Source organism: Pedobacter terrae (assembly GCF_900100705.1).
GTDB lineage: Bacteria > Bacteroidota > Bacteroidia > Sphingobacteriales > Sphingobacteriaceae > Pedobacter > Pedobacter terrae.
This window is the reverse complement of record NZ_FNCH01000001.1, coordinates 375,676-400,171: the sequence shown is the minus strand read 5'-3', so window position 1 is coordinate 400,171 and position 24,496 is coordinate 375,676. Positions and strand designations below refer to the sequence as shown.

General features: G+C 37.9%; 19 protein-coding genes. 8 read left to right on the top strand and 11 right to left on the bottom strand.

What is annotated here, in order from left to right; translation table 11 throughout:
* Window positions 1-61: 61 nt before the first annotated feature.
* From BLR60_RS01725 to BLR60_RS01715, 3 genes are read right to left on the bottom strand one after another with little or no spacing between them, the layout of a single operon-like run.
* On the bottom strand, window positions 62-2,314 hold the full coding sequence (locus tag BLR60_RS01725; protein WP_090496326.1) for a TonB-dependent siderophore receptor: 2,253 nt from the start codon (window positions 2,312-2,314) through the stop codon (window positions 62-64).
* Between the two features lie 32 nt (window positions 2,315-2,346).
* Window positions 2,347-3,771, bottom strand: a complete 1,425-nt coding sequence (locus BLR60_RS01720; protein ID WP_090496325.1) for an ABC transporter permease — start codon at window positions 3,769-3,771, stop codon at window positions 2,347-2,349.
* A complete protein-coding gene (locus BLR60_RS01715; protein ID WP_090496324.1) occupies window positions 3,758-5,203 on the bottom strand; it encodes an ABC transporter permease subunit in 1,446 nt (481 codons plus the stop codon). The genes BLR60_RS01720 and BLR60_RS01715 overlap by 14 nt, the downstream gene beginning before the upstream one ends.
* Window positions 5,204-5,287: 84 nt before the next feature.
* Here BLR60_RS01715 and BLR60_RS01710 point away from each other — a divergent pair, with 84 nt between their 5' ends.
* The 4 genes from BLR60_RS01710 to BLR60_RS01695 are packed head-to-tail and all read left to right on the top strand — an operon-like array spanning window position 5,288 to window position 12,965.
* Entirely contained in the window at window positions 5,288-7,492 is a 2,205-nt protein-coding gene (locus tag BLR60_RS01710; RefSeq protein ID WP_167354662.1) for a peptidase domain-containing ABC transporter, read from the top strand.
* A gap of 25 nt (window positions 7,493-7,517) precedes the next feature.
* Complete coding sequence (locus BLR60_RS01705) at window positions 7,518-10,190, top strand: lantibiotic dehydratase (protein WP_090496322.1); 2,673 nt, start codon at window positions 7,518-7,520, stop codon at window positions 10,188-10,190.
* A complete protein-coding gene (locus tag BLR60_RS01700) occupies window positions 10,183-11,064 on the top strand; it encodes a thiopeptide-type bacteriocin biosynthesis protein (protein WP_090496321.1) in 882 nt (293 codons plus the stop codon). The genes BLR60_RS01705 and BLR60_RS01700 overlap by 8 nt, the downstream gene beginning before the upstream one ends.
* Window positions 11,065-11,069: 5 nt before the next feature.
* Complete coding sequence (locus BLR60_RS01695) at window positions 11,070-12,965, top strand: lanthionine synthetase LanC family protein (protein ID WP_090496320.1); 1,896 nt, start codon at window positions 11,070-11,072, stop codon at window positions 12,963-12,965.
* Window positions 12,966-13,004: 39 nt separating this feature from the next.
* On the opposite strand, the gene BLR60_RS01690 is transcribed toward BLR60_RS01695, so the two are convergent.
* The 5 genes from BLR60_RS01690 to BLR60_RS01670 all read right to left on the bottom strand — a co-directional run bounded on the left by BLR60_RS01690 (window position 13,005) and on the right by BLR60_RS01670 (window position 18,008).
* Complete coding sequence (locus BLR60_RS01690; RefSeq protein WP_088302624.1) at window positions 13,005-13,196, bottom strand: pinensin family lanthipeptide; 192 nt, start codon at window positions 13,194-13,196, stop codon at window positions 13,005-13,007.
* Between the two features lie 225 nt (window positions 13,197-13,421).
* Window positions 13,422-13,637 carry a hypothetical protein gene (locus BLR60_RS01685; RefSeq protein ID WP_090496319.1) on the bottom strand — a complete coding sequence of 72 codons (216 nt, stop codon included), beginning with the start codon at window positions 13,635-13,637 and terminating at the stop codon, window positions 13,422-13,424.
* Between the two features lie 162 nt (window positions 13,638-13,799).
* Window positions 13,800-14,180 carry an SRPBCC domain-containing protein gene (locus BLR60_RS01680; RefSeq protein ID WP_090496318.1) on the bottom strand — a complete coding sequence of 127 codons (381 nt, stop codon included), beginning with the start codon at window positions 14,178-14,180 and terminating at the stop codon, window positions 13,800-13,802.
* Window positions 14,167-16,815, bottom strand: coding sequence for a DUF3857 domain-containing protein (locus tag BLR60_RS01675; RefSeq protein ID WP_090496317.1), 2,649 nt, complete (start codon window positions 16,813-16,815; stop codon window positions 14,167-14,169). The genes BLR60_RS01680 and BLR60_RS01675 overlap by 14 nt, the downstream gene beginning before the upstream one ends.
* A gap of 2 nt (window positions 16,816-16,817) precedes the next feature.
* Window positions 16,818-18,008 (bottom strand): acyl-CoA dehydrogenase family protein, encoded by a 1,191-nt coding sequence (locus BLR60_RS01670; RefSeq protein WP_090496316.1) that lies wholly within the window; start codon window positions 18,006-18,008, stop codon window positions 16,818-16,820.
* Between the two features lie 114 nt (window positions 18,009-18,122).
* Between BLR60_RS01670 and folB the strand changes: the two genes are divergently transcribed.
* The gene (gene folB / locus BLR60_RS01665) at window positions 18,123-18,491 is read left to right on the top strand and encodes a dihydroneopterin aldolase (protein ID WP_090496315.1); all 369 of its coding nucleotides are present in this window, start codon (window positions 18,123-18,125) and stop codon (window positions 18,489-18,491) included.
* Window position 18,492: 1 nt separating this feature from the next.
* A complete protein-coding gene (locus BLR60_RS01660) occupies window positions 18,493-19,896 on the top strand; it encodes an FAD-binding oxidoreductase (RefSeq protein ID WP_090496314.1) in 1,404 nt (467 codons plus the stop codon).
* A 169-nt stretch (window positions 19,897-20,065) separates the two neighbouring features.
* On the opposite strand, the gene BLR60_RS01655 is transcribed toward BLR60_RS01660, so the two are convergent.
* A complete protein-coding gene (locus tag BLR60_RS01655; protein WP_090496313.1) occupies window positions 20,066-20,557 on the bottom strand; it encodes an acyl-CoA thioesterase in 492 nt (163 codons plus the stop codon).
* Window positions 20,558-20,633: 76 nt separating this feature from the next.
* On the opposite strand from BLR60_RS01655, the gene BLR60_RS01650 reads away from it, so the two are divergent.
* Both BLR60_RS01650 and BLR60_RS01645 read left to right on the top strand, forming a co-directional pair.
* Window positions 20,634-21,068 carry an Hsp20/alpha crystallin family protein gene (locus BLR60_RS01650; RefSeq protein ID WP_090496312.1) on the top strand — a complete coding sequence of 145 codons (435 nt, stop codon included), beginning with the start codon at window positions 20,634-20,636 and terminating at the stop codon, window positions 21,066-21,068.
* 385 nt (window positions 21,069-21,453) lie between these two features.
* Window positions 21,454-22,770 carry a nicotinamide mononucleotide adenylyltransferase gene (locus BLR60_RS01645; RefSeq protein WP_090496311.1) on the top strand — a complete coding sequence of 439 codons (1,317 nt, stop codon included), beginning with the start codon at window positions 21,454-21,456 and terminating at the stop codon, window positions 22,768-22,770.
* 48 nt (window positions 22,771-22,818) lie between these two features.
* Here the strand turns inward: BLR60_RS01645 and BLR60_RS01640 are convergent, their stop codons facing one another.
* On the bottom strand, window positions 22,819-22,905 hold the full coding sequence (locus tag BLR60_RS01640) for a type II toxin-antitoxin system YoeB family toxin (RefSeq protein ID WP_090496693.1): 87 nt from the start codon (window positions 22,903-22,905) through the stop codon (window positions 22,819-22,821).
* A gap of 164 nt (window positions 22,906-23,069) precedes the next feature.
* Window positions 23,070-24,086 carry a S66 peptidase family protein gene (locus tag BLR60_RS01635; protein ID WP_090496310.1) on the bottom strand — a complete coding sequence of 339 codons (1,017 nt, stop codon included), beginning with the start codon at window positions 24,084-24,086 and terminating at the stop codon, window positions 23,070-23,072.
* Between the last annotated feature and the right edge of the window lie 410 nt (window positions 24,087-24,496).

The window sequence follows — 24,496 nt, the reverse complement described above, 5'->3', positions numbered from 1 at the left end:
CCGATACATGAAGCAAATGCTGCAAACGTATCGGCGATCTTTTTATTTAGGAAAAAAGGTGTTAAAACCTGAGGCCAACAGAAAACCTGATATTAAAGGGCTCTCCTTCAACAAAGAAATAGTTATTTCCGGTATATGGGAAATCAGTTGTAATATCTCCGGAAGAAATATAACGTTTATTCGCCAGGTTATCTGCAATTACCCTAACCCAATACCTCGGATTTGTAAAGCTCAGCCCAGCATCGAACTTGGTGTAATTGGGCAAGAAAACATCACGCTGACTAATTGCAGATAGTTTTGCAATACTGGTTTGGCCGGCACTCAGTGAAATTTTATTATATCCCTTCAATGGAATACTGTATTGAATCCAGGTATTAAAAATTTGTTGAGGCACATCAGGCATTTTTTGTCCTACAATAGAGGGATTGTCTGGCGTAGGATCAAGGTTATTGTCTTTGGTAATTTTAGCATCTACATAGGTGTAATTCGCCACTAATGAAAGGCGATCGGTGATGTTTCCAATCACGTCAACTTCAACCCCGTTACTTACTACTTCACCCAATTGCAGGTAATAAGCTATAGCGCCCGCAGCAGAGGTGTAACTTCTAAAGTCCCTAGCAGATACATTTTGTTTTGCTGAGTGGAAACCATTTATGGTGGTCAGCAGCTTTCCATTAAACCATTTTTTCTTAAAACCAAGATCGAAGCTATTTCCGAATTGAGGGTCTATAGGCCTTGTTCCAGTAACTGTCCGCTGTCCTGCGGTTGCACTGGCCGCAGTTTCCGTTACTACCTGACCCGTTTGCGGAACAAAAGATTGGTCATACAAAAAGTAGATGGAAGAAGTAGAATCAGGAGTAAAAGTTAGTGCTAAACGAGGTGAAAAGGCATGTTGCTTGTATTGATCAGGCGTACGTGGACCTTTTGTGGTGGTTAAAATATTCTGATTTCTGTATTCCGTATACCGCGCTCCAACAGTCAGTAGAAATTTATCTAAGGCAATGTTGTCATAAACGTATGCCGCAGTGTAATGAATGTTATTTTCCTGCCTGATGGATCTTTTGGTTACAGCTACCGTATTTGGGTCTACATCATAATTCGGATTGTTGCGGTCGAACGCGATAGGACTGGTTCCATAATAGGTTGAAAGTGAATCTTTTCCTTTAGTATAATCGCCACCGACCAAAAGTGTATGTTTAAACTGCCCGGTGTTAAATTTACCATTAAGAAATAGGTTGGTGTTATAGGTTTCACCTAACAAATTAGAATTGCTGGATATACGCTTAGTTTTACCCGCATCATCAAAGCTGATTGAAGTTCTGTTATTTGATGAAACCATATACCATTGCGTAGAAGGAGCCTTCACATAATTAGACTGGGAAGTTAACTGCCAGTTCGAGTTGAATTTATGAACGGCTACAAATCTGCCCGTATGTGTTTGTGCAACACTCAACGGAAGGCCAATGCCCGCGCTGTAATTTACGCCAATCGGATCTTGAAGTACATCTTTATCCTGGCGAAGTTTATTAATCGATGAACCATTTTTTACTTCACCGCGAATGTAGTTATATTCGGCAATGACATAAGTCCGTAGGCTGAAGTTATACTGAACTACCGGAGCAATCACATATTTCTCCGTTTTCATATTGTTCAGGTAAGAATTTTGCCGCTGATATGCTGCGTTGAAACGGTAAGAAAACCCTTTATCTAAAGCTTTGCTGCCAACATCAACGGTGGATCTGAAAAGGTTGTAATTACCTCCCGTAAGCTGCACATTCAATAACTTTTCTTTTGGTGTTTTGGTAGAAATGTTTAATGTTCCACCGGGTTCGCCAACAGCACTGATAAATCCGGCCGGACCTTTAATAAATTCCAGATTTTCAATTAGCGCTTCATCGTCAAGTGTTGCACCAAGCACTAGTCGGCTGGGCATCCCGTTAATGGTGGTAGCGGCATTAAATCCTCTGATTTTAATGGAAGCAGAATTGTCAAAAGGCGAACTGTTGTATCCGAAATAGATTCCGCTGGCATTCCTAGCCATGTCTTTTAATTGAAAACTTCCTTGCTGTTGTATCAATGCAGCGGAAATACTAATAATGTTCTGGGGCATCTGAAGAAGTGGAATCTGCATTCTCAAGGCTGCAGATAAGGTGTCTTTTCGTAGTTTAACAGCTTTTTTTCCAGCAATACTAATTTCTCTCAACTGTTGCGTTCTGTTAGAATCTAAGGTAGATTTCGTTTTGCTTTGCTGTTGTGCAAATAGCTGGGGAATGTAAATAAGGATGATTAATAACAAGTAAAGTTTTTTCTTCATTTCTGTGATTTATTAAACTGATGGTAATTTTGTTATAATGGTAATTTGATTTTTGTACTTAAGAATAGGATAGATAGGGAGATAATCAGCAACCCAAAGATGTCTGTTAAGATATTTGTGTTCTTTCCCGGAGCCGGTTGCATTTTAAATTCGGGAAGATGGTGTAAGTCAGCCAGGCTTAAAGTTCTATTATGAATGATATAATCTGTCATGAAATCGACCCAAGTTTTTTGAAAATGATTTACCTGGTTTTGATAAGATAAATAATCCGTCAGGCCACTTTCTGTTATTGAGTTCAGTAAGTATTGTGTTTTCGTAGCCGGATTAATCCAACTTAGTTTAGCTGAAATCAAATTTTGCTTTCGCGGATACTGATTGTAACGTGCTATCACCGAAGTCATTTTCCTTCCTAGAAGATCATAATAGGCACTGAACCGAACGGTGCTGTTATCGCTGGTATCCGTAGCACTTTTTAAGGAATTATAATTTGGATGATTAGCGTAAAACGTATCGATAAGTGCTTGTTTAGGCATTGCCCAAATGGCTTCGCTGTTTTCCCTTAAAGCAACGGCTTCATCCATTTTTAATGGAATAGGATATATCTGGCGAATAAAGGCATTGGTAATGGCCGGCAATACCAGGAGAAAGAAGCACCAAGCAGCCAGTAGGTAAAGCGCATTCACAGCAGAACTTTTACCGAGTTTGATCAGCAGTAAACAGGTCGAAAACCAGAATGCCAGATATACTGTAACGGCAAAAAACCATAATAAAGAAGTAGTCAGGTTAAAAGAGCTGAGCTGCGAGTCACTTATGATTCCGATAGCACTCAGCAACCAGGCCAGTAAAGCCACTACGGTAAAACGAAAGCCAAGTTTATAAACGATGATGCGTTCAAGATGCTTTCCCTGAACAGCCAATAGGCGATCAGTTTGTTGTTCTTTCTCTTTTGACCAGGTATTATACGATAATGCGATAGCCAATAATGGAAAAAGGTAAATAATCACATAGGCGAGATCGAAGTTTCCGGCGGCCAGCATTTCCGGATTGGTAATTTCAGCATTGGGCGCATTTACTGCATTTCGTTTTCTGGTAATCACTTCATAATAAGGTAATATGTCCCTTTGTCCTACAGATAGTGACGATAGTGTTGCAGGTTTGTGTATCGCATTGAGTGGATTCCGGTATTCAATCACAGATGGAATTCCTGCCTGTGCATAGCTGGTTTTTCCTGCTGATGTAGTGGTATCTGCCGTAAAATTTTTAGCCAGCTCATTAAATTTCTGATCGTAATTTCGTTCCAGACTATCTATAGCCGTAAGTTGTTTTTTGGTTAAATGGTAACCATCATAGATGCTGTAAAGACCCGTTAGAAAGAAGAAAGCAATTAAGCACAATACCAATCGCTGTCTGCGAAGCATACGCAGTTCAAACGTAAATACGATTTTAAGCAAGTTCATAATAACGGGCTAGAGAACGTGAAGCAATAAACTGAAGCAATGCGGCGAGCAGCAGAATCCATCCGGCTATAGCATATAGGCCAATCTGGTTTAACTGGATCACGTGATGGATAGGTGGAAGCTGATCATCAAAGTTTTGAAGTCGTGCAAAATACTTAGGACCCAAGATATACTCTCCCTTTACATCTTTACTGTGCATGGCCAGCTGCAGATTCAGCTTTTTAATTAAATGATTGCGGTAAGTTTGGGCCTGTTTAAAAAAGTACTGGTGATGATAATAGTCGGTACCAGAGAGGGCCATGGAAATCCGTTTGATGGAGATAAACGGATCAAAGACTCCCGCTATTGTTAAAAAGTTCTGTTGTTTATCAAACTGTTGCGCTACCTGCGCCATATAATGGTTAAACACCATATTACGATAATCCTCATGGTATTGAAATGTTAAACCTTCAATATTAAATGGAAGTTCACTAACGGAGTCTGCGTGGTAATTTTTAAGAATATTTTTAACGAAACGCTCCCCACGTTCTGCATAGGGGTCATGGCCGTTAAGCCCCTTTCTGTAGCCCTGTTCAACAAGCTCAGTAAAAGCGGCGCGAGACATTGGCGGATAGCTATGATCGGCAATTCCGGTGAGTAATTTCGGCGAAATGATGCTCATTAATATCCAGCAACTCAACGCAGTTAAAATTGCTTTTCCAGAATTACCACTCCAGGCTGAAATCAATATGCCCAGCAAGGCAATGAATAAAAAATACAATAGAAATGCTAATATCATCCAAAGTAATCTGGTAAGCAGTATGTCAGATCCGGGAGAAGCTAATAACATCATGGTCATCAGTAAAAAAATTGGTAAAACCACCGTTACGATAAAAAGGTAACTTGAAATTACCTTAACCCATATTAACCTTGAAGTGCTTAATCCCTGAGCCAGCAGCATTTTCAATGTACCCTGTTCTTTTTCCGTGGTCATGCTGGTTGCTGTGATGAAAAGGATGAGCAACGGAATGAGCAATTGCAAAATCAAAGCAAGTGTGAGCCTGCCGAAACGCATGGAACTATCATTTCCTTCCGCATTTGCCGCATCAGGTTCGTGTTGCACATGGGCTTCAATACGGTAGGTATTCCCGGTATAATCATTTAGGCCTGTATCAAATACGTTTAACAGATTAATCGATTTAAAAAGGTAGGTGCCAAAGTGTGCGGCATCATGTGGATTGCGTTGTTGGTGCGCCCATTGCTGGCTGAAAATTGTATTGGCCTCAATTCTTTGTTTGTGCGCCGATTGATAATCTAAATAGGTACAAATGGCAGCCGCGACAAAAAGTGTCCAGATCATTACCGTGGAGATGAGCATTGTCTTGTTCCGGTAAATCACCAGTAACTCTTTTTTTATCAGCATCTGCCAAATGGCAGTGTTGTTTTTTTTCATTAAAAGATTAATTTAATAATGCATCAAAGTTGCATTATATTTTACATATTTGCAACAACATTGCATTTACGGTTTTTAAAATTTATGATGCTTAAAGATTTTATCCGCAGGAGAAAGTACCCGTTTTATAAGCAGCCAGATGCCATGGATTGTGGCCCGGTTTGCCTTAAAATGGTTGCTCGCTATCACGGTAAGAATTTTTCCATGCAGCATTTAAGAAAGCTTTGCAAAATTGGGAAGCAGGGCACTACAATGCTTGATTTAATTGATGCCGCAGAGAACATTGGCTTCAAAACCATGGCTGCCGAATTGGAATATAATAAACTACACAGATTACCTATGCCTTGCATAGTGCACTGGCAAAAAGAACATTATGTAGTGGTTTATGAAGTAAATAATGAATCAGTCTATCTTGCAGACCCGGCGCTTAACAGCAAAATAAAATTAGATACGGCTGCATTTTTATCGGGCTGGAATATTAATGATGATACACAGATTGGCCGGGTATTGTTATTAGAGGCAACCCGTTCATTTCATGAAATGGATAGCAAGCCGGAGCATAAAACTTCATTGTGGAACTTGATTCCTTACCTAAAATTACACCGAAAAGGCTGGTTCCCGATAGCGGTGAGTTTGGCGCTGGCCAGTGGTTTCTCGCTCGTGATCCCTTTGCTAACCCAAATGATTGTAGATAAGGGAATTCAAGGAAAAAATACCAATTTGTTATTACTGATTTGTTTAGGACAGCTGATGCTTTTTTCTGGCCGGATGCTGATGGATTTTGTTCGGGGAAGATTGTTATTTAGAATTGGTGCCCGAACCAGCATCACCATGCTTAAAGATTTTCTGGCAAAACTGATGAAATTGCCCTTCTCATTTTTTGATAACCGGCAGGCAGGAGACAATATGCAGCGCGTGAACGATAATCAACGCATAGAGGAATTTCTAACCAATTCACTCATCAATTTTATTTTATCGGCAATTACCTTAATTGTACTTGGTGGCGTTTTGCTGCATTACAACTGGCAGATTTTTCTGCTATTTATTGTCGGCGCTGGCATCAGCGTAATCTGGTCTAACTCTTTTCAACAGAAGCGAAAAATGATCGATCAGAAAAAATTCAAGGTACTATCTGCTAACCAGCAACTGCTCCTGGAAATTTTCTATGCCATGCAGGAAATCAAATTAACTGGGAGTGAAGAAGAAAAAAAACAGCTTTGGGAAGGATTACAAGATCAATCTTTCGATCTCAAACTTGAAGCATTGCAACTTGATCAGCGGATGCAGGGTGTTGGTGCTTTTATTAATGAGGTAAAAAACGTGCTGATCACCTATGCTGCAGCCATGCTGGTGATCCATGATCAGGTAACATTGGGTGGCATGCTGGCCATTACTTATATCTGTGGACAGCTAAATGCTCCGGTAAACCAGTTGGTGGAGTTTTCGAGGGTTTCGCAAAATGCAGCATTCAGTTTATTGCGTATAGATGAAGTGCAACAAGAAACTGAAGAAGATTTTGGCGTAGATGAGGAATTGAATGAGGATGGACCAGTAGATATCGTGCTGGATCAGATATCTTTCCAATACGGGGGCAAGCACAGTGCGCAAGTATTAAAAAATGTCAGTTTGAAAATTCCAGCTGGAAAAGTAACGGCTATTGTGGGTACCAGTGGCAGCGGGAAGACAACATTAATTAAACTGTTACTCAAATTTTATGCTTCTTCCGCAGGGAGTATTAAAATTGGCAAGCAAAAAATCGAAGCCATTAATGCCAGATCATGGAGAAAATATTGCGGTGTAGTGATGCAGGATGGGTATGTTTTCATGGATACCATCGCCAATAATATTTTCGCAGGTGCGGAAGTTAAAGATTTTAATCGTCTTCATGAGGCAGCTAAAATGGCCAATATGCATGCTTTCTTCCTGAAAATGCCCTTCGGCTATGAAACCGTAGTGGGTAGAGATGGATTTGGCTTAAGTGAAGGCCAGAAACAACGCTTATTAATCGCCAGGATGATTTACCGTAATCCGGATTATGTTTTTCTTGACGAGGCCACTAATTCATTAGATGCACAGAATGAACTTTCCATCGTAAATAATCTCAATACTTTTTTTCAGGGTAAAACGGTGCTGATCGTTGCTCACCGGCTCAGCACGGTAAAAAATGCAGACCAAATTGTGGTGCTTCAGCAAGGTGAAATTAAAGAAGTTGGTACACATCAGCAACTACTTCAAATCAAAGGACACTATTACCACCTGATCAAAAATCAACTTGAACTCGGCCAATGATCTTCCATTAACTATAATCCATCTTATGTCAGTCAGAATTTTCCCTTATTCCTTGGTTCGATATGCGAATCTTAACCACGATGTATTCAATCAACTTACATTTAATCAAGGCAAAAAGCTGATAGAAACACACGATGATTACCTCAAAAGAAGGGAAGAATTAAAAAATACTTTATGTGATGCCTTATTTCCAATCATCAGTGAACAAACCGACGATCAGTTAAGGCAACAGTTAATCAATCTTAAAAGGAAAATATTTAACAACAAGCGGGTAGATGCAGCACAATCGACGCTTATCAAAGGCTTGAATGCCAAATCATTATCTGAATATTTTGAAGCTTACCTGTTAAATGAATCCCTGATCAACAATTTTTTTGAGGTAAACAAGAAGCTATTTAATCACGAATCAACATTACATCAAAAAATTGTTCAGCAAATGGTATTAAACCCGGCGCTGCAAAATGGCTTAATGTTATCCAGCCCGGTGCTTTATACCCAACTCAAAAGTTTTGTAAAAAAAGATCCGGAAAATTTTAAACAAAAAGAACTGCGAATGGAATTTAGCTTATTGCGGTATCTCAGCCGGATGGCTTTCAAAACTTCGCCATTTAGCAGCTTTACTTTTACTGGCGTGATGACCACTAGTACTCATCCTGTAAACCATTCAAATAAAAACCCTCAGGTGCAGAGTAAGCTGAAGCTCAACAATATTCTCTTCGAATACTTGCGATCCATACTGAGGCAACATCCGTTATTGAATGAATATTTATTGCTGAAAATTAATATCACAGCAGAAATTAAACGTGATAAAATACAATTCCTAACTAATTTCAATAACATTGAATCCTTTCAACAATTGCCTGCAAATGGCTTGCAACTGTTGATTGTCAATTACTTTCATCAAAACTACCAGTCAGTTACTATAGCAGAATTAATAAAATATCTGTCAGATCATGTAGAAAATGCCAGCCACGAAAGCATTAAAGCTTATATCATAAAATTGATCGACACCGGCTTGTTCGAGCCAGGCTTTGGCTTTTCAGGGATGGAGGAAAACTGGGATGTAAAACTATGGGCATTTTTTAAATCTGTACCAGAGAAAAACCACTCGTTAAAGTCTTTAATCAGCCTTTTCGAAACATTGCAAGTCCATCGCGAAAGCTATGCAGCAGCAGGAACTGATGAACGCCATGTGATTTTACAGCAGGCAGAAAGAGCAGTAAACAGCACTTTTCTTCCATTACAGAAAGAAGCAAACTTACCTTACTATACGAGTGCTGAAGAGAAAAAAATCATCGGAGAAAAAGAATCTCAAAACCAAGAGGCTTTTTTAACGAACAACTTTATTCCTTACTATTTTTCGGCACGCAATATTTTTTTTGAAGATTGTTTTACAGATGTAACTGAAGTATTGCCTGAAAAAGAGATAGCGGAGTTTGTTTCTAAAACGAATGCGCTTGCCAAATTTCTGCTGCCGCTTGATGTGATGCGAAAAGAGCGGATCAAGATGCGCGATTTTTATATTAAACACTATCCTGAACATGAAAAGATAAAAATAACCGAGTTTTACCGGGATTACTATTTTTATATTAAAAAGCCCGAAAAGGAGCAGGTAAACCAGAATAACCAGGCATTAGCAGATCCAATGCCCTGGAAAACAGCTGTTCTTGCCAAATTGGCGCAACAAACGATTTTAGATGATACATTAAACCTAACCGCTGATTTTTTCGCAGACTTACCTGTTCAATCTGATCTTGGGAAAATTTTATCGGCAGGCGCTTTTGTACAATTTTATGCGTGCGGGGAACGAGTTCAGCTTTACGGGGTAATCAATTCACTTTTACCTGGGATGGGAAAGGTAAGCGGAAGATTTCTGTCTTTGTTTGATTCAAAAATACAGGAAGATTTTATCGCTCAAAATGAGTCATTAAATCCAGGAGTTATTAAAGCTGAACTAAATGATGCCTCAACCTTTAACGCAAACATTCACCCTCCCTTGCTTAGTCGCGAGCTGACGCTTCCCTCTGGAAATAATATCTATCCTGCAGATCAGCAAATTAATGTTGGTGATTTAAGGGTTTGCCTTGATTCGGATTCGAACACCCTTAAACTATGGCTGAATGATCATGAACTCTACAGTTATGATTTGAGTTTGGAATCTTTTTATAACCGTTCCAACTTATACCAGTTATTGGCGCACTTTAATCCTGATGCAAGGATTTCATTACAGCCTTTTATCCAGCTGATAGATCAGTATGATCAAGGCAGGTTTGCAGATTCAGCGCCAGACGTTTACCTGCTTCCGAGGATCACATTTGAAGAAACATTAATCATCAGGAGAAAAACATGGAGAATAAAAACTGCCGTAATTCCTGTTCAGCAACAAACAGAGACGGATTTTGAATATTTTATTCGCCTACATAACTGGTTCAAATCATATAAAATACCATCAAATTTCTTTTTATTTCTAAGAAAACGCGCTTTCCAAAACAAAACTGCAGATGGCGAAATCAACAAAAAGGAAGGCTTGCATGATGACTATAAACCACAATATTTAGCTTTAGATAAGCCGCTGTTTGTGTCGATGTTTAAACGACTTTTGGCAAGAGCTGGAAATAACATTACCATAGAAGAAGTGCTTCCGGTACCTATGGAAAGTGGAGTTAAAGAATATTTAATTCAGTGGTATAATGGATAGCACAATCAAATCAACCAAATATACCTGGCTCAGTCTGCATATTTATTATGCCGGAAATGCTGATGAGCTTTTAATACAGGCCATTGCGCCCTTCATCAGTAAATGGAAATTTTGTTTTTTTGCAGGTTCGCCCTGGTTCTTTATCCGATATTGGGAAGGAGGGAGTCATATTCGGTTGAGACTTCATGCCAACTCGTTTTACCATGAGCAGATTAGCAGTTCTTTAAGCAATGATCTTTGTCAATTTCAAAGCACTTCTTTCCAGGTGGAAAAAGTTCTTTCCATGAAGTACGATCCGGAGATTATCCGTTATGGGAACGTGGAAAGTATTACCTGGGCAGAACAGCATTTTGCCGCATCATCTGCCTATGTTTTAAACTGGTTACTGATTAGGAAAAATAGCAGTCAGGTTACTTTAGAGGCGGTAAAGCTTCATCTTGTTCTGTTATTCTGTGCCGGATTAAAGCCTGAAAAAATCATCAGGCTATGCGATTTTTTTATAAACGGATGGTTACCTAAACTTTATCGGCCAGATTTTTCCGGGGATCATGAAAAAGCCTTTTGGCTTCACCAATTTGAACAGGCATTTTTATCCAAAAAAGAAACAGTTTGCCTGGCAGCTGCCTCTTTCTGGGAAGAACTTGCCGCAAACAGTCTTTATGATGATTTAGCAAAGTATATGACGTGCAGCCAGAAAGTTATGGATCAGTATAAAACAGCAGAATTTGATGAATTTAAGTTCCAGGAAATCGTTTCAAGCCTGATGCACATGACCAATAATCGCCTGGGCATTGCCAATCAGGAAGAAGCTTACCTGATGTATGTGATCAAAACCTGCATCGAATATATTTTTCAAGTGTACCATTCAAATTAAAATCTATGTTTACAGCCGCTCAGATTGAAGTTTTCACCAATCATCTTCATGAATTAAAGAATGATTTGCTTTTGAATAAAAGGGAAACCGCAGATGAAGCCTGGTGGCCCACGCCTTATTACATTAATCCGGATGAATATGACTTTCAGGAAAGCTATGACATTTTTAATGGCAATTGTGGCATTGCTTTATTCTTTCTTGAACTTTATCGTTTCGATCAAAGCGAAGCGCACATCAGTTTAATTGATAAAATGATGAACAGAATGATGAAATCTGAAGCCATCCTCAAACCCAAATTCTTTGCATTCTACACCGGACTTGGTGGAGTAATTTATACAAATTTAAAGATTTACGAAGCAACCGGAATTCAGAAATATCTGGATAATGCATTGTTTTTGACATTATCCAACCACACTCAACTTAGTGCGCAATTACTGAAAGCAGATTTATTAAGTGGCTATACAGGTAATTTACTGGTATTTACGCTACTTTATCACCACAGCCAAAATGGAGAAGTTTTACAATTGATCCATTTGCTCTTAGACCGGTTAATTCAGGAAGCAAGGGTATCAGGGTCGGGTTTGAAATGGGATTATCATCAATCGAAAAAGGCATACGATAGCATGACCGGGTTTTCTCATGGCGCATCAGGTATTGCATATTGTCTCATGCAATTGAGCATGTATTTCGATGAACCAGGTTTGTTGTATCTGGCGGAAGAAGCATTGGCTTATGAAATGCAGTATTATCATGCCCCGGCAAATAACTGGCTTGATTTGCGGATAGGCAATTATGAACTTTCCAAACCAGGCGCACATCTCTGGCAACTGGAAACTTTTATTTCAGATATGGCAGGGGCAAATGCCTGGGCACATGGAGCGGCGGGAGTAGGTTTATCAAGGAGTCTTGCATTTAAGCTTACTCAAAAAGAGCTTTATTCGAAGCAGTGTAACTGCATACTTGAAAAATGTTTATCAGATCTTCAAAACAAACCCCGGCCAGATTTCACTTTGGTAAGCGGCTACAGCGGAATGATTCCGTTTTTGATGTGCAATAACGACAGAGAGGGAATAGCTGATCATATTTGTGATATGATTGAAGGAGCCATTACACAATATCGAAAAACAAACAGCTACAACGAGTACCTATCATGTGGACCAGATGATTATGGTCTTTTCTCCGGAAAAGCCGGTGTAGGTTATGTGCTTTTACAACTGATAGCTGGCGATCAATCCGATTCAGTCGCAAAACCTACTTTACCCAAACCTGCGAAAATAATTAATCTGGAAAGACGATTCTCAATGGTTGATATTAAACGGAAGATTTTCTCGTCATACTTCAAAAGAACTATTGGAAAACTTGATCTGTTAGGTATCCGCATTGGTGCATTGTATGAAGTAAAGAATATTGATGAATTTAGTGATGTGTTAGCTGTCAGAATCAGCCAGATGGCGGGAGTGCATGAATCAATCGCACAATCATTCCGGTTGGAATCAGCGCTATTGAAGCTATGGAAACTTCATAAAGGTTATTTTAGTTATCAGCAACAAAACATTCACCTTAAGAAAAACGCAGAAAGTGCCAGTCAAAAATCAGATTCCGATTTCATTGCATTGACTTTAAAACTAAATGATCATGTAAGATATTTCGGAGAAGATGAAAACGGTAATATGCTTCTTTTATATAGCCATGAAAGTGGTGTTGAAGAAATTAAAATCGGAACCTTTTCAGCCATCATCGTTGAATCTTTGGTTAACAGGAAAATGAAAACATCCCAATTAATTGATGAAATTACCCACGGATATTTTAAACCAACTACTGAAAAGGAACAAATCAGTCAAAAAATTGTATTGCAAATCCGCCTGTTGTTAAAGAGTGGTTTTTTATGTGTAGAGGAATAAACAAGGCGCCATTTGGCGCCTTGAAATTAAATTAATTAACTAGCAGATTACCGTGGTGCATCTTACCGGTGGGGTATGATGGTCATCTGTTTGTTCAGTGTGCGTAGGTTCTGATACATTACCTAAACCACCCGATAAACGCATCGCAACTTCACTGTCAATACTGGTTACAAAACTTTCTAACTGAAGGTCTTCTAAGCTCAATGTGATTTTTTCTGATTGATTTTTCATAAAATAAGTGATTAAATATGATGCCTACTGGTGGTTACGGGGTTTCGGCTTATCCCCGGTTGCAACAGTACTAAGATAATCAATTGCAACTATGTTGCAAAATAAAATATATATTTATCGCTACATTGTTGCAATAAAATTTAGGCAACCAGATTTATTACAAACTGAAGGTGTTTGCTCAACAGGAGACAGGAAGAAAATGAAGAGATAAAAAAGACAGTTGAGTTATTTTCGCTTTCCAGATGCGATGAATACAAAAACACCTGCAATTAAAATGATCCCGCCAACATAGGGTGGCCAATTCACAGACTTTTCTTTATCTGCCGATATTTGAATAGGGCCCGCATCAACAATTTTTTCTTTTTTAGTATAAGAGAATCCAGTCCAAATGAGCATGGCAATACCTACAACCATTAATATAATTCCTAATGTTCTGTTCATAATATTTGCTTTTTATTATCAGAACAGCGATCGCATTAATATGTTTTTATTGAAATGAATAGCCAACGCTTATTTTTTGCGCATAATTAACATGATATGCCATTTCCAGGGAACAGAAAAACGTTTAATGTACAACAAAGTACTTTATTTTTCATTTTCGATTTATTCTTCAAAGAAATCAACTAATCCGCCTAAATAATACTCCTGGATTCCTTCTGTAAAATCTTTATAGTCTTCATCAGGAATATTGGTTTGCCGAAATTCCAGTGAAGTTCCTTTCCCATCTTCGTGAAGTTTGATCGTCACGATAGAAGGTTCATTTTCTTCTCCAAAATACCATTGCTGCACAATTTGCTTGCCATAAGTAAATTCGATGTTTTTACCTGTAATATCACCATCCCATAAAGAGAATTCAGTTCCTGGCACTTCTTCAAACTCTACTTCGGCACCAGTCCATAGTTTCATGCTGATGTCTTTGGTAAGGGCTAAATAAACTTCTTCGGGCGGGGCGGGTATGTAGATATATTTTTTAAAGTCTTTCATTTTCTACTGTTTCTATTGTTTTTTGCTGTTCAATAATTTCTTGCTTTTTTAAATTCTGATGGCTGAAATTTTCATTTAAATCCTGAATTACTGCATCTCTCCAGTCCGAATCGGGATAAGAAAATACAAAGGTTTGTTTAACACGTTCCGATTTTATGAAATAGGCGATCCAAATGGCAGCAAAAATACCAATTCTTAATACAGAATAAAATTCTGAAGTGCCCAAAATTTCGTTATTTACCAGCTTATTAATATAAATACTTGCTATCGTATCCAATAAAGTAATCAAGAATGAAAAAATAAGGAAGGCAATGTAATATTTTGGAAAAAAATCTCTTCGCTTATAAAAAGATACTAATATAAAAATGCTAAAAACAAATAACATCACATTAAATACAACTGTAAATATTACCGACATATTAAGTAAAAGCGAATGCGCATTTAGTTGGATGCCCTGCCAGATCTTATCGGTATAAATATCCTGCTTTAATGCCGCAACCAGTATAATCAGTGGATTTATTGTAATGCCGATGCCTGGTATAGCTAACCAGCCCCCTAATCTCCATGCATTTTTAATTGAATCCAGATTAAATTCAGTTTTTCTGGTATAAAGATAAATAGCAATAAATATGGAGAGTAAAAGTGCTATAAATCCGATTCCAAGTAATTTGAGATTTAGTCCTTCATTTTCAACAGTGCCTTCTCCACCCCAATAAATGCCATAAGATAGTGTATTAAGTATTTCTTTACTATCCTTTATATAACCGTTTATGCTATTAGTTTGTAAAATAGGAGTGAAATTTTGGTAATAATAAGTTAGTGTTAAAGTATTGAATTTTGCGTTTGCACTGTATACAAACCTGTAATTCTCATTATCAATATTTATATTCTCATTCTCGAAACTCCAAATTTCAGGCAGGATAATCCTTACTTCCTGTTCAATGGTACATGGAAATTTTAACGAAAGCGGAGCATTTCTAAATTTCTTGATCGATATAATCTGGTCATTGATCAAATCTCCATAAAAATAAGCCAAACGTTTCGATTGATCAGTTTCGCTGCGTGTCCATAAACTATCTATTTCATACGTTTCAGTTACAGATATTATATTTGCAGCTTCATTATCTTTGATCTCAATCGGATCTTTTATGGTTAAACCAGGATAAAGATTTGAATAATACTTTACATAAGATTTTTCAATATTATCTGCTCCCTCATTATTTAAATTTTCTCTAAAATTATCAGCATAATTGTTCGAATAATCGCTGGTAATACGAAGCGTAGATTTGCTTGTACCAGCCGTATCGCCAACATTAAAAACGACTAATGACTTTAGTTTACCAAGGTTCTGTTGAGCCGTTTCAGTTAATTCTTTATTTCCATCTTTTATTACCAAAACTTTCGCGGTGTACGGAAAGTAATTACTAAAAATAGGTCCACGCTGATTGGCAACCGTTGGATCGATGTAAATTGTTCTATCCTCAAATTCTACAACGACTGTCTCATGATTAAAAACGCTGGGACTAGGTAACAATGATGCGGTTTCTTTCTTAAGATAAGTATTAAGAAATACAGAATATGCGTTAATACCATTGGCTTTTAATAAATTACATAACAAAGTTGATTTATCTTTGCAGTCTCCATATCGTTGCTTTAATATCTTTTCCGGACTATTTGGGCGGTGCGAATACTCACCGATCTCAATGCCCATGTATCTTATTTCATCCTGCACAAATCTCGTTGCCAGTTCAAGATACTTTTCCTTATTTCCCTTGGCTTTAAGTTTTAATTCTGCTACTTTTTCGTTTATAATAGGAGAATTTTTAGTGTTAAACTGCTGTAAATTCAGTCCCCAATCTACAATTTCCTGCCAATTGTTATATTCTGATATTTGAACCCTTGCAAACGGATCAAAATCTGAAGGCTCAAAATCATTGGCTGGGTAGGTTTTTGACATTGAATTTTGCCATTCAAAAACATTTAGGCCTTTTACAACAGATCTTTTTAAAGGAGGTACCCTATTAAAATTCTTAGTCCGGATATTTCTGCCTGGTTTGAAAATGATGTTATTATAAACGTTAACAATCTGACTGCTTCCCTCGAAATAAATGGTGTTAGAGTACTTAGGAAACACGGGATTACTTCCTCTGATCGTGTAAGCGTATTCAATCCGATCACCCTTTCTAATGTCATCCAATATTAAGTAAGCCGTATATAAGCCACTGTATATAAACCGTGATAATTCTTTTTCATTTTGCAGGATTTTAAAGTTCTGTAAAATGAGTTTATCTATTGGTTTATTGTCGCGCCAGATCGTCAATTTGTGAAATACGAGCTTTTCATAACTTGGATCATAAGAAACAGATATTTCAGAACCATTTTGAACACCTGTACCATTACTGATTTCTCTTATAATGTGCGAATACTGTTCTTTTGTTTCTAAATTGTTCTGTTTCTCAAAAAGAAAAAGATAATATCCATCCTGAATATTTTTGTAAACGGGTTTACTGTTTACCACCTTTACTGTTTGTAGCCAATCAGGCAATTTCGCATTTACAACAACCTTTTCTTTTTGTGCAAAAGCGAAATTGGCCACTAAAAGAATGCAAAATAAGAGCGTAATTTTTTTAATCATATTTATTTAAAAGCGTTTAATCCGGTCACATCCATTCCCGTAATTAGTAAGTGTATATCGTGTGTACCTTCATAAGTCACAACGGATTCTAGGTTCATCATATGGCGCATAATCGAGTATTCGCCGGTGATACCCATTCCGCCAAGCATTTGGCGGGCATTCCGGGCAATATCCAGTGCAATTTCTACACTGTTCCTTTTGGCCATAGATATTTGTTCGGCCGATGCTCTGTTCTCACTTTTCAATACACCCAAACGCCAAACCAACAATTGACCTTTGGTAATTTCGGTCACCATTTCAGCCAGTTTCTTTTGTTGCAACTGGAAACCACCAATAGGTTTACCGAATTGAATACGCTCTTTGGAATAACGCAAAGCAGTATCATAACAGTCCATTGCTGCACCCAAAGCGCCCCAGGCAATACCATAACGCGCTTGATTTAAGCAACCTAACGGACCTTTTAATCCACTGATTTCAGGAAAAACATTCTCCTTTGGGACTTTAACATGATCAAAAACCAATTCACCTGTTGCCGATGCACGCAAGCTCCATTTATGGTGTGTCTCAGGGGTTGAAAATCCTTCCATTCCACGTTCTACCACCATACCCCTGATTTTGCCGGATTCATCTTTTGCCCAAACCACAGCAATATCAGCAAAAGGTGCATTGCTAATCCACATCTTTGCGCCGTTTAAAATATAATGGCTGCCAGCGTCTTTAATGTTGGTTACCATACCACCCGGATTGGAGCCATGATCTGGTTCTGTCAAACCAAAACAGCCCATCATTTCGCCACTAGCTAGTTTGGGAAGATATTTTTTTCGTTGTTCCTCAGTTCCATAAGCATAAATGGGGTACATTACTAATGAGCCCTGAACAGACGCGGTTGACCGAATGCCTGAATCACCACGTTCTATTTCCTGCATCAAAATCCCATATGCCGTATAATCCAGCCCGGCACCACCATACTCAACCGGAATGGTAGGGCCAAAAGCACCAATATCAGCAAGGCCCTTTATTAAATGTTTTGGAAATTCTGCTTTTTGTGCATAATCTTCAATAATTGGACTCACTTCTTTTTTTACCCAATCTCTGGCCGTAGCACGGATTAATTTGTGCTCATCGGTTAACAATTCATCCAATAAATAATAGTCTGGCGCCTCATACAGGTCTTTTTTTACTGATTTGCTCATGTAATTTCGTGTTATTCTGGTTAAGGAACAGCGTCCATTTCAAAGGTAACAATTTACGACAATGGGCATTATATTCATGAATAAAAATTTAATTTAGCAGCTTAAAGAAAATAAATGAGCCGTTTTAAACAAACCGTAGCTTTAAAAGATGTAAAATGCTTTGCTTTGCATGGTTATTATCCCGAAGAGCAACTAACTGGAAATCATTTTATTATTGACTTAACAACCGAATTTACGCCGACAGGTTTTGACGATGAACTGGCGCAAACCGTTAATTATGAAGACCTGAACAGCATTATCAAAGTGGAAATGAAAAATACCCAAAAGCTGTTGGAAACCGTTTTGAATAATATCGTCATAAAAGTGATGGAACGGTATCCGTTTGTAGAAAAGATTGATGTAAGTATGAAAAAGCTTAATCCGCCGATGCCCGGACAAATAGGCCATTCATTTGTTAAACTTAGTTATTCAGCAGCCGATTAAAATGAATTTTACCCGTATAAATACCGAAATTTTAGCAGAAATCACTTCAGCAATTGGTGCTGATAAAGTTTTTACCGATGCAGAAAGTCTGGATAATTATAGCCATGATGAGACCGAAGATTTGCGCTATCAGCCCGAGGTTGTGGTAAAACCCACTACGCCAGAAGAAGTTTCAGCCATATTAAAGATCTGCAATGCTCATCATGTTCCGGTTACTCCCCGGGGAGGCGGCACCGGCTTAAGTGGAGCTGCCTTGCCAATTTATGGCGGGGTTTCCTTATCAATGGAAAAGTTTAAAGCCATACTGGATATTGATACCGAAAACTTACAGGCTACTGTTGAGCCAGGAGTGATTACGGAGGAATTCATTAATGCAGTAGCCGAAAAAGGTCTCTTATACCCGGTTGATCCCAGCAGTAAAGGATCTTGTTTTATTGGTGGTAACGTAGCGCATGGTTCTGGCGGCCCCAGGGTGGTAAAATATGGTACCATACGCGAGTACATTTTAAATCTGGAAGTAGTTTTACCTAATGGCGAGATCATCTGGACGGGTGCGAATACACTTAAATATGCTTCAGGATATAATCTGACCCAACTAATGATCGGTTCGGAAGGTACCTTAGGTGTAGTGACCAAAATTGTCACTAAGCTTTTGCCAAAACCTGGCCAATCTGTTTTAATGATGGGTTCTTTCCGTACAAATGAAGATGCTTGCGCGGCAGTTTCAGCCATTTTCAGGGCAGGAGTTACCCCATCAGCCCTGGAGTTTATGGAACGGAAAGGAGTGGAGTGGGTAATCAAATTCGACGATATTAAATTTGATTTGAAAGATAATGTAGCGGCATTGTTAATGATTGAGTTTGATGGGGATGACCTGGATGATATTTTTAAAAATTGCGAGAAAACAAATGTGGTTTTAGAAGAACATAACTGTACCGAAGTTTTATTTGCGGATACTGCAACACAAAAAGAGGAATTGTGGCGGATGCGCAGAACAATGGCCGAATCGGTTAAATCAAATTCGGTTTATAAGGAAGAAGATACAGTTGTTCCCCGCGCGGCCTTACCAAAGCTGGTTAACGGTATTAAAGAAATTGGTACCAGATATGGCTTTGAGAGTGTTTGTTACGGACATGCAGGCGATGGTAACCTGCACGTAAATATTATTAAGGCGGGCATGAGTGATGAAGACTGGACGAACAAACTCAAATTTGGTATTGCTGAAATATTTGAACTCACAACCGCTTTAGGTGGGACATTATCCGGCGAACATGGAATAGGCCTGGTTCAAAAGGAATTTATGCCGATTAAGTACTCAGAAATCCACCTTAATTTAATGAGGGGAATTAAAAATGTTTTCGATCCAAATGGAATATTAAACCCTGGGAAGATTATGCCTGATTAATTTATCCATCACCCTGAACTTGTTTCAGGGCCTTGCTAATTACTGTTTTTAAGATGCTGAAACACGTTCAGCATGACGCCCCTTATGTCCGTAGAGTTAAGCACAGCGTCTCTACAGATTCATGAATAAAACTGAGTTTATAACTTAGTAAACAAGTCTGGTAAGACAACTATTTATTACTCAACTGCTCAAAACCCAGCATTTTCTGTTTTTCTTCTTCCGGAATTGCTGTCGGTTTGCCTGTGGCGTAATCTATCGCTATACACACCGTTTTTCCTTTGCTGCAAATGATCTCTTCACTTCCCTTAAGTTTAACAATTTGATATTCTAAATCAAAACTCGTACTACCGATCCTTGATGTTTTCACATGGATGGCAATTTTATCGTTCATTACAATTGGTAAAATATAATCCAGTTCGGCATGTGCAATTACGATTCCAGTTTTTTTCCAATCCCATTTAATAATTTCTTCCCAATATTTGGTTCTGGCAATTTCGAGGTAAGTAAAGTAAATCGAGTTATTTACGTGGCCCATCAAATCAAAATCGATAAAACGCATATGAATATTGGTTTTATAGTTGAATTTGTCTGAAAACGCTCTAATTTCTGTCAATTTGTCTTTCGATTTAGATTTATTTTGCCAAAATGTCTTAAAAATCATAAATATTTGAATTGGTATATAAGTTGAATAGAATGAATTATCAATTTAAAAATTAGAAAATTAAAGAATAAGCGATATGACACTTGTAAATTTTAACAACAGAACCCGCAACACTGCTCCTTACTTTAACAATGTTTTTGAGTCATTGTTTAGCGATGCCGTAAGTAAAAACAAAATGGTTGATAAATCTCCAAATGTAAATATTTATGAAAATGATGCTGCATATGTAATTGAGTTGGCTGCGCCGGGCTTGAAAAAAGAAGACTTTCAGATTAATTTAAAAAAAGACACGCTTTCTGTCTGGGCAGAGGTTAAAAAAGATGAAACCCAGGTAGCTAAAGATTTTACACGTAAAGAATTTGATTACAGCTCATTCGCCAGATCATTTAATTTACCAGATACTGCCGATGGTGATAATATCACCGCTGAATATAAAGATGGTATTTTATCAATCAATATCAGCAAAAAAGATACTGCTAAATTACAGCACAGAGAAATTGTAGTATCATAATAAAATATTCTCAGTAGAGGATTTTTCATAATAGTTTAGTTTTAAAAGGTTATGAAGCTTGCATCCAGGTATTGTTGTAGATGCGATTGGTGACTGATGCAGGTTTCATAATAATTTAAGTTTAGGTTTAGGTTTTATAAGGTTAATGCTGGATGGCATTAACCTTATTTTTTTAAACGGTCGTCATTTCGACCGAAGTGGAGAACCACGCAATGCTCAGCAAAACTCAATCTATCAACTGAATAAAGGTATTAGGTTCTCTATTCTGCTACACTTTACTCGAAATAAGGCTAGCTAGAGGCTATGGAGTTATCTAAGTATTTAGATTGATTTTAAGTTACAGACTTAAAATTAGCTTAACCTCAATTTTTTGTATTTTCGCGGCATGGAAAGAGAAATTCTGGATACTAAACGCAAAGCACTTAAAATAAATCTTGACCCGAGAATTTATGGCACTTTCGCTGAAATTGGAGCGGGACAGGAAGTTTCTAGAAACTTTTTTAATGCTGGTGCAGCATCTGGAACAGTAGCCAAAACCATGTCGGCTTATGACATGACTTTTAGCGATGCCATTTATGGAGCAGAAACAAATGGTCGTTATGTTAGCCAGAACCGCCTTTTGCAAATGCTGGACCACGAATTTGGCTTACTCAACGAGCGTTTATCAGGCGAAAAATACGAAAGCCGTACTTTTTTTGCCTTTGCTGATACTGTAACTACGTTAAATTATAAACGCACCAACGAACCGCATGGTTGGGTGGGAATCCGGTTTCAAAATGAGCCGGGAGGTTTACCTAACGAAATATTCTTTCACGTCCGTTTGTTAGATACCGACGTAAATATGCAACAGCGTGTGCTGGGTATTATTGGAGTAAACTTGCTTTATGCCGCTTTCTATTATTATCAGAACCCCAAAATAATGGTCGAATCCCTGGCTGACAATTTAACCATCGGGTCGGTAGAAATCGATTTAATTTCGGTTAAAGGTCCGGCATTTCCAGGAGTAGACAATATCTTACTTAATCTGTATATGATTATGAAAGATTTCTCAGCAGCAGCCATTTTCGATGCTGATGCACATCCCCGCCAAGCTAAAGATCTTTTGTACAAAAAGGATATCATGATTTTAAGGACCAAATACGGCCAAAAGTCATTACCTAACTTTAACCTTTTTAATAAAGCTACAGATCAGTTTAAACGTACCAATAAAGTAGAAGAGGGCAACCTGGCAGTAATGATTGAGGTTTTAGCAACCAATGTTTTAACCGATACGCAAGAAACACCAGATGATATCGATTTAGAAACCGTAGCTAGACGTACGCAGGAAATGTGCGACACCGGAAATATTGTGATCGTTTCTAATTTTACCCGTCACAATCGCCTTGCCAAGTACCTGGCCAGGTGTAAGCCAAAAAGTGTTGGCTTAGCGACAAACATTAATAACTTAAAATTCGTATTTAATGCTAAAAACTTCCCCGGTGACAACTATTCCGGTCAGTTGTTGAGTTACGTAAACGATATGTTTAATACCAATGTGCGGTTATTTGCTTATCCTTTCCTGGACAAAAAGACTAATCAGGTAATTACAACGCAGAATATGCCGATTACACCGGAAGCTAAACCATTATTCGATTTTCTATTGATTAATGGTTATATTACAGATATTAGGGATTACAATGAAGATGAAGTAAAAACTGCTTAGGATTTATTTGTTACTGTAGTGGGGCCTTATGCTGAGATTATAGTAACGTTATAGTATCTCGTCCATTTTATAAATTAAATGATCTTTTTGATTAATCCGTCGTGACCAAAGTCCTGATAGTTCAAACTTTAATATTTCAGGAAAGCTTTTAGGACAGCCTCAATTGCGGCCTCTTGCTTTTAATTTTTAGGATGTGCGATTATAGTCATAAATAATACTTTATTATTAAAATACAAAATTATTTTAACCGTAATTAGTCGCTAAATAAAAGGCATAAATTTATCAGTGCGGTGATGCAATTAAAACGTCCGCAATACCGAGCCATTTTCATTTACCATAAATACATGCTTCGCACCGCATTTGAGCGCAAAATTATTCCGTTGGTGACCAACAGGAAAATCGAATGCAATAGGGTAGGTGTATTCTTTTACCTTTTCGAGCACAATATCGTAAATGCTTTTGCCAAATTCTTCACCTGCATCATCGGGTTTAACTTTAAAACCGCCAACAATTAATCCTTTAAGGTTTCTAAGTTTGCCGCTTCGTTTTAAGTTCCATAACATTCTATCAATGCTGTAGAGGTATTCGCCGGTATCTTCTATAAATAAGATTTTATCTTTTGTATCTAAATCTGATGGACTGCCGGCAAGTGTTTCGATAATGCTCAGGTTACCACCAACCAATATTGCCTCAGTCTTCCCAAAACGGTTATTGCTGTTTGATGGAGCATGATAACCCATTTCTTCACCAATCAAAGCGTTCTTTATCGAGAGGATCGTTTCGATCTGTATGGGCTCCGCTTTAGCCCAATCATCAGGAAAACTGTTGCACATTTTAGAATGGATAGAAGCAATGCCAAAATTTTTGGCGAGGTGGCAATGCAGCACTGTGATATCGCTGAAACCGATAATCCATTTGGGGTTTCTGTTAAATTCCGAAAAATCGAGCTGATCGATAATGCGTACGAAACCATAACCGCCACGGGCGCACATTATGGCTTTAATGCCCGGATCATCCAACATTTCCTGAAAATCAGCCAACCTTTCTTCATCCGTTCCACCATAAGTAAAATCGCGCTTGCCAATGGTTTTTCCAATTTTCATATTAAAACCCCAACTTTGCATTTGTACAACCGAAGGCTGGATCTGTTCCGGTGTAATGTATCCCGCCGGACTGCTAATTCCAATAGTATCTCCAGGTTTTAAATATGGAGGAATTTTAAACCCCGAATTTTCACTTTCAATAGCTAAAGTTCTCAAGCTCGGAAGAATGGTAGTAGCCGCAATAAACGAAGAAAGGAAATGTTTTCTATTCATCTAAATAGGGTAGTGAAATTGATATGGCTAAATATAGGGTTTAAAATTATGGCATAAAAAGAAAAGGGATTTATATCCATAAATCCCTTTTTTAAACCAAACAAATTAATCTGTAAAAGATTAGTATAATGTGAATTATATAAATAACCCCAAATAAAATAAAATGTTTTTGGGATTTGAAAAAAATTTTATCATCTAATACCCATTGTTCATGAAAGAACTTTCTGTGTAGCCATTACTTTTCTGAATCACTGTATTTGCTAAATAGCCCTGATGGAAGCGGAAATACTTTTTGGCTAAACCATATTGTATTTGTGAATACATTTCCAAAAAGATTGCAGTGTACAGCAGGACCAACCCCTAACCATAGGCACTGAAACTGCGCTTCTAAATAATCAAAAAGTTAGCAT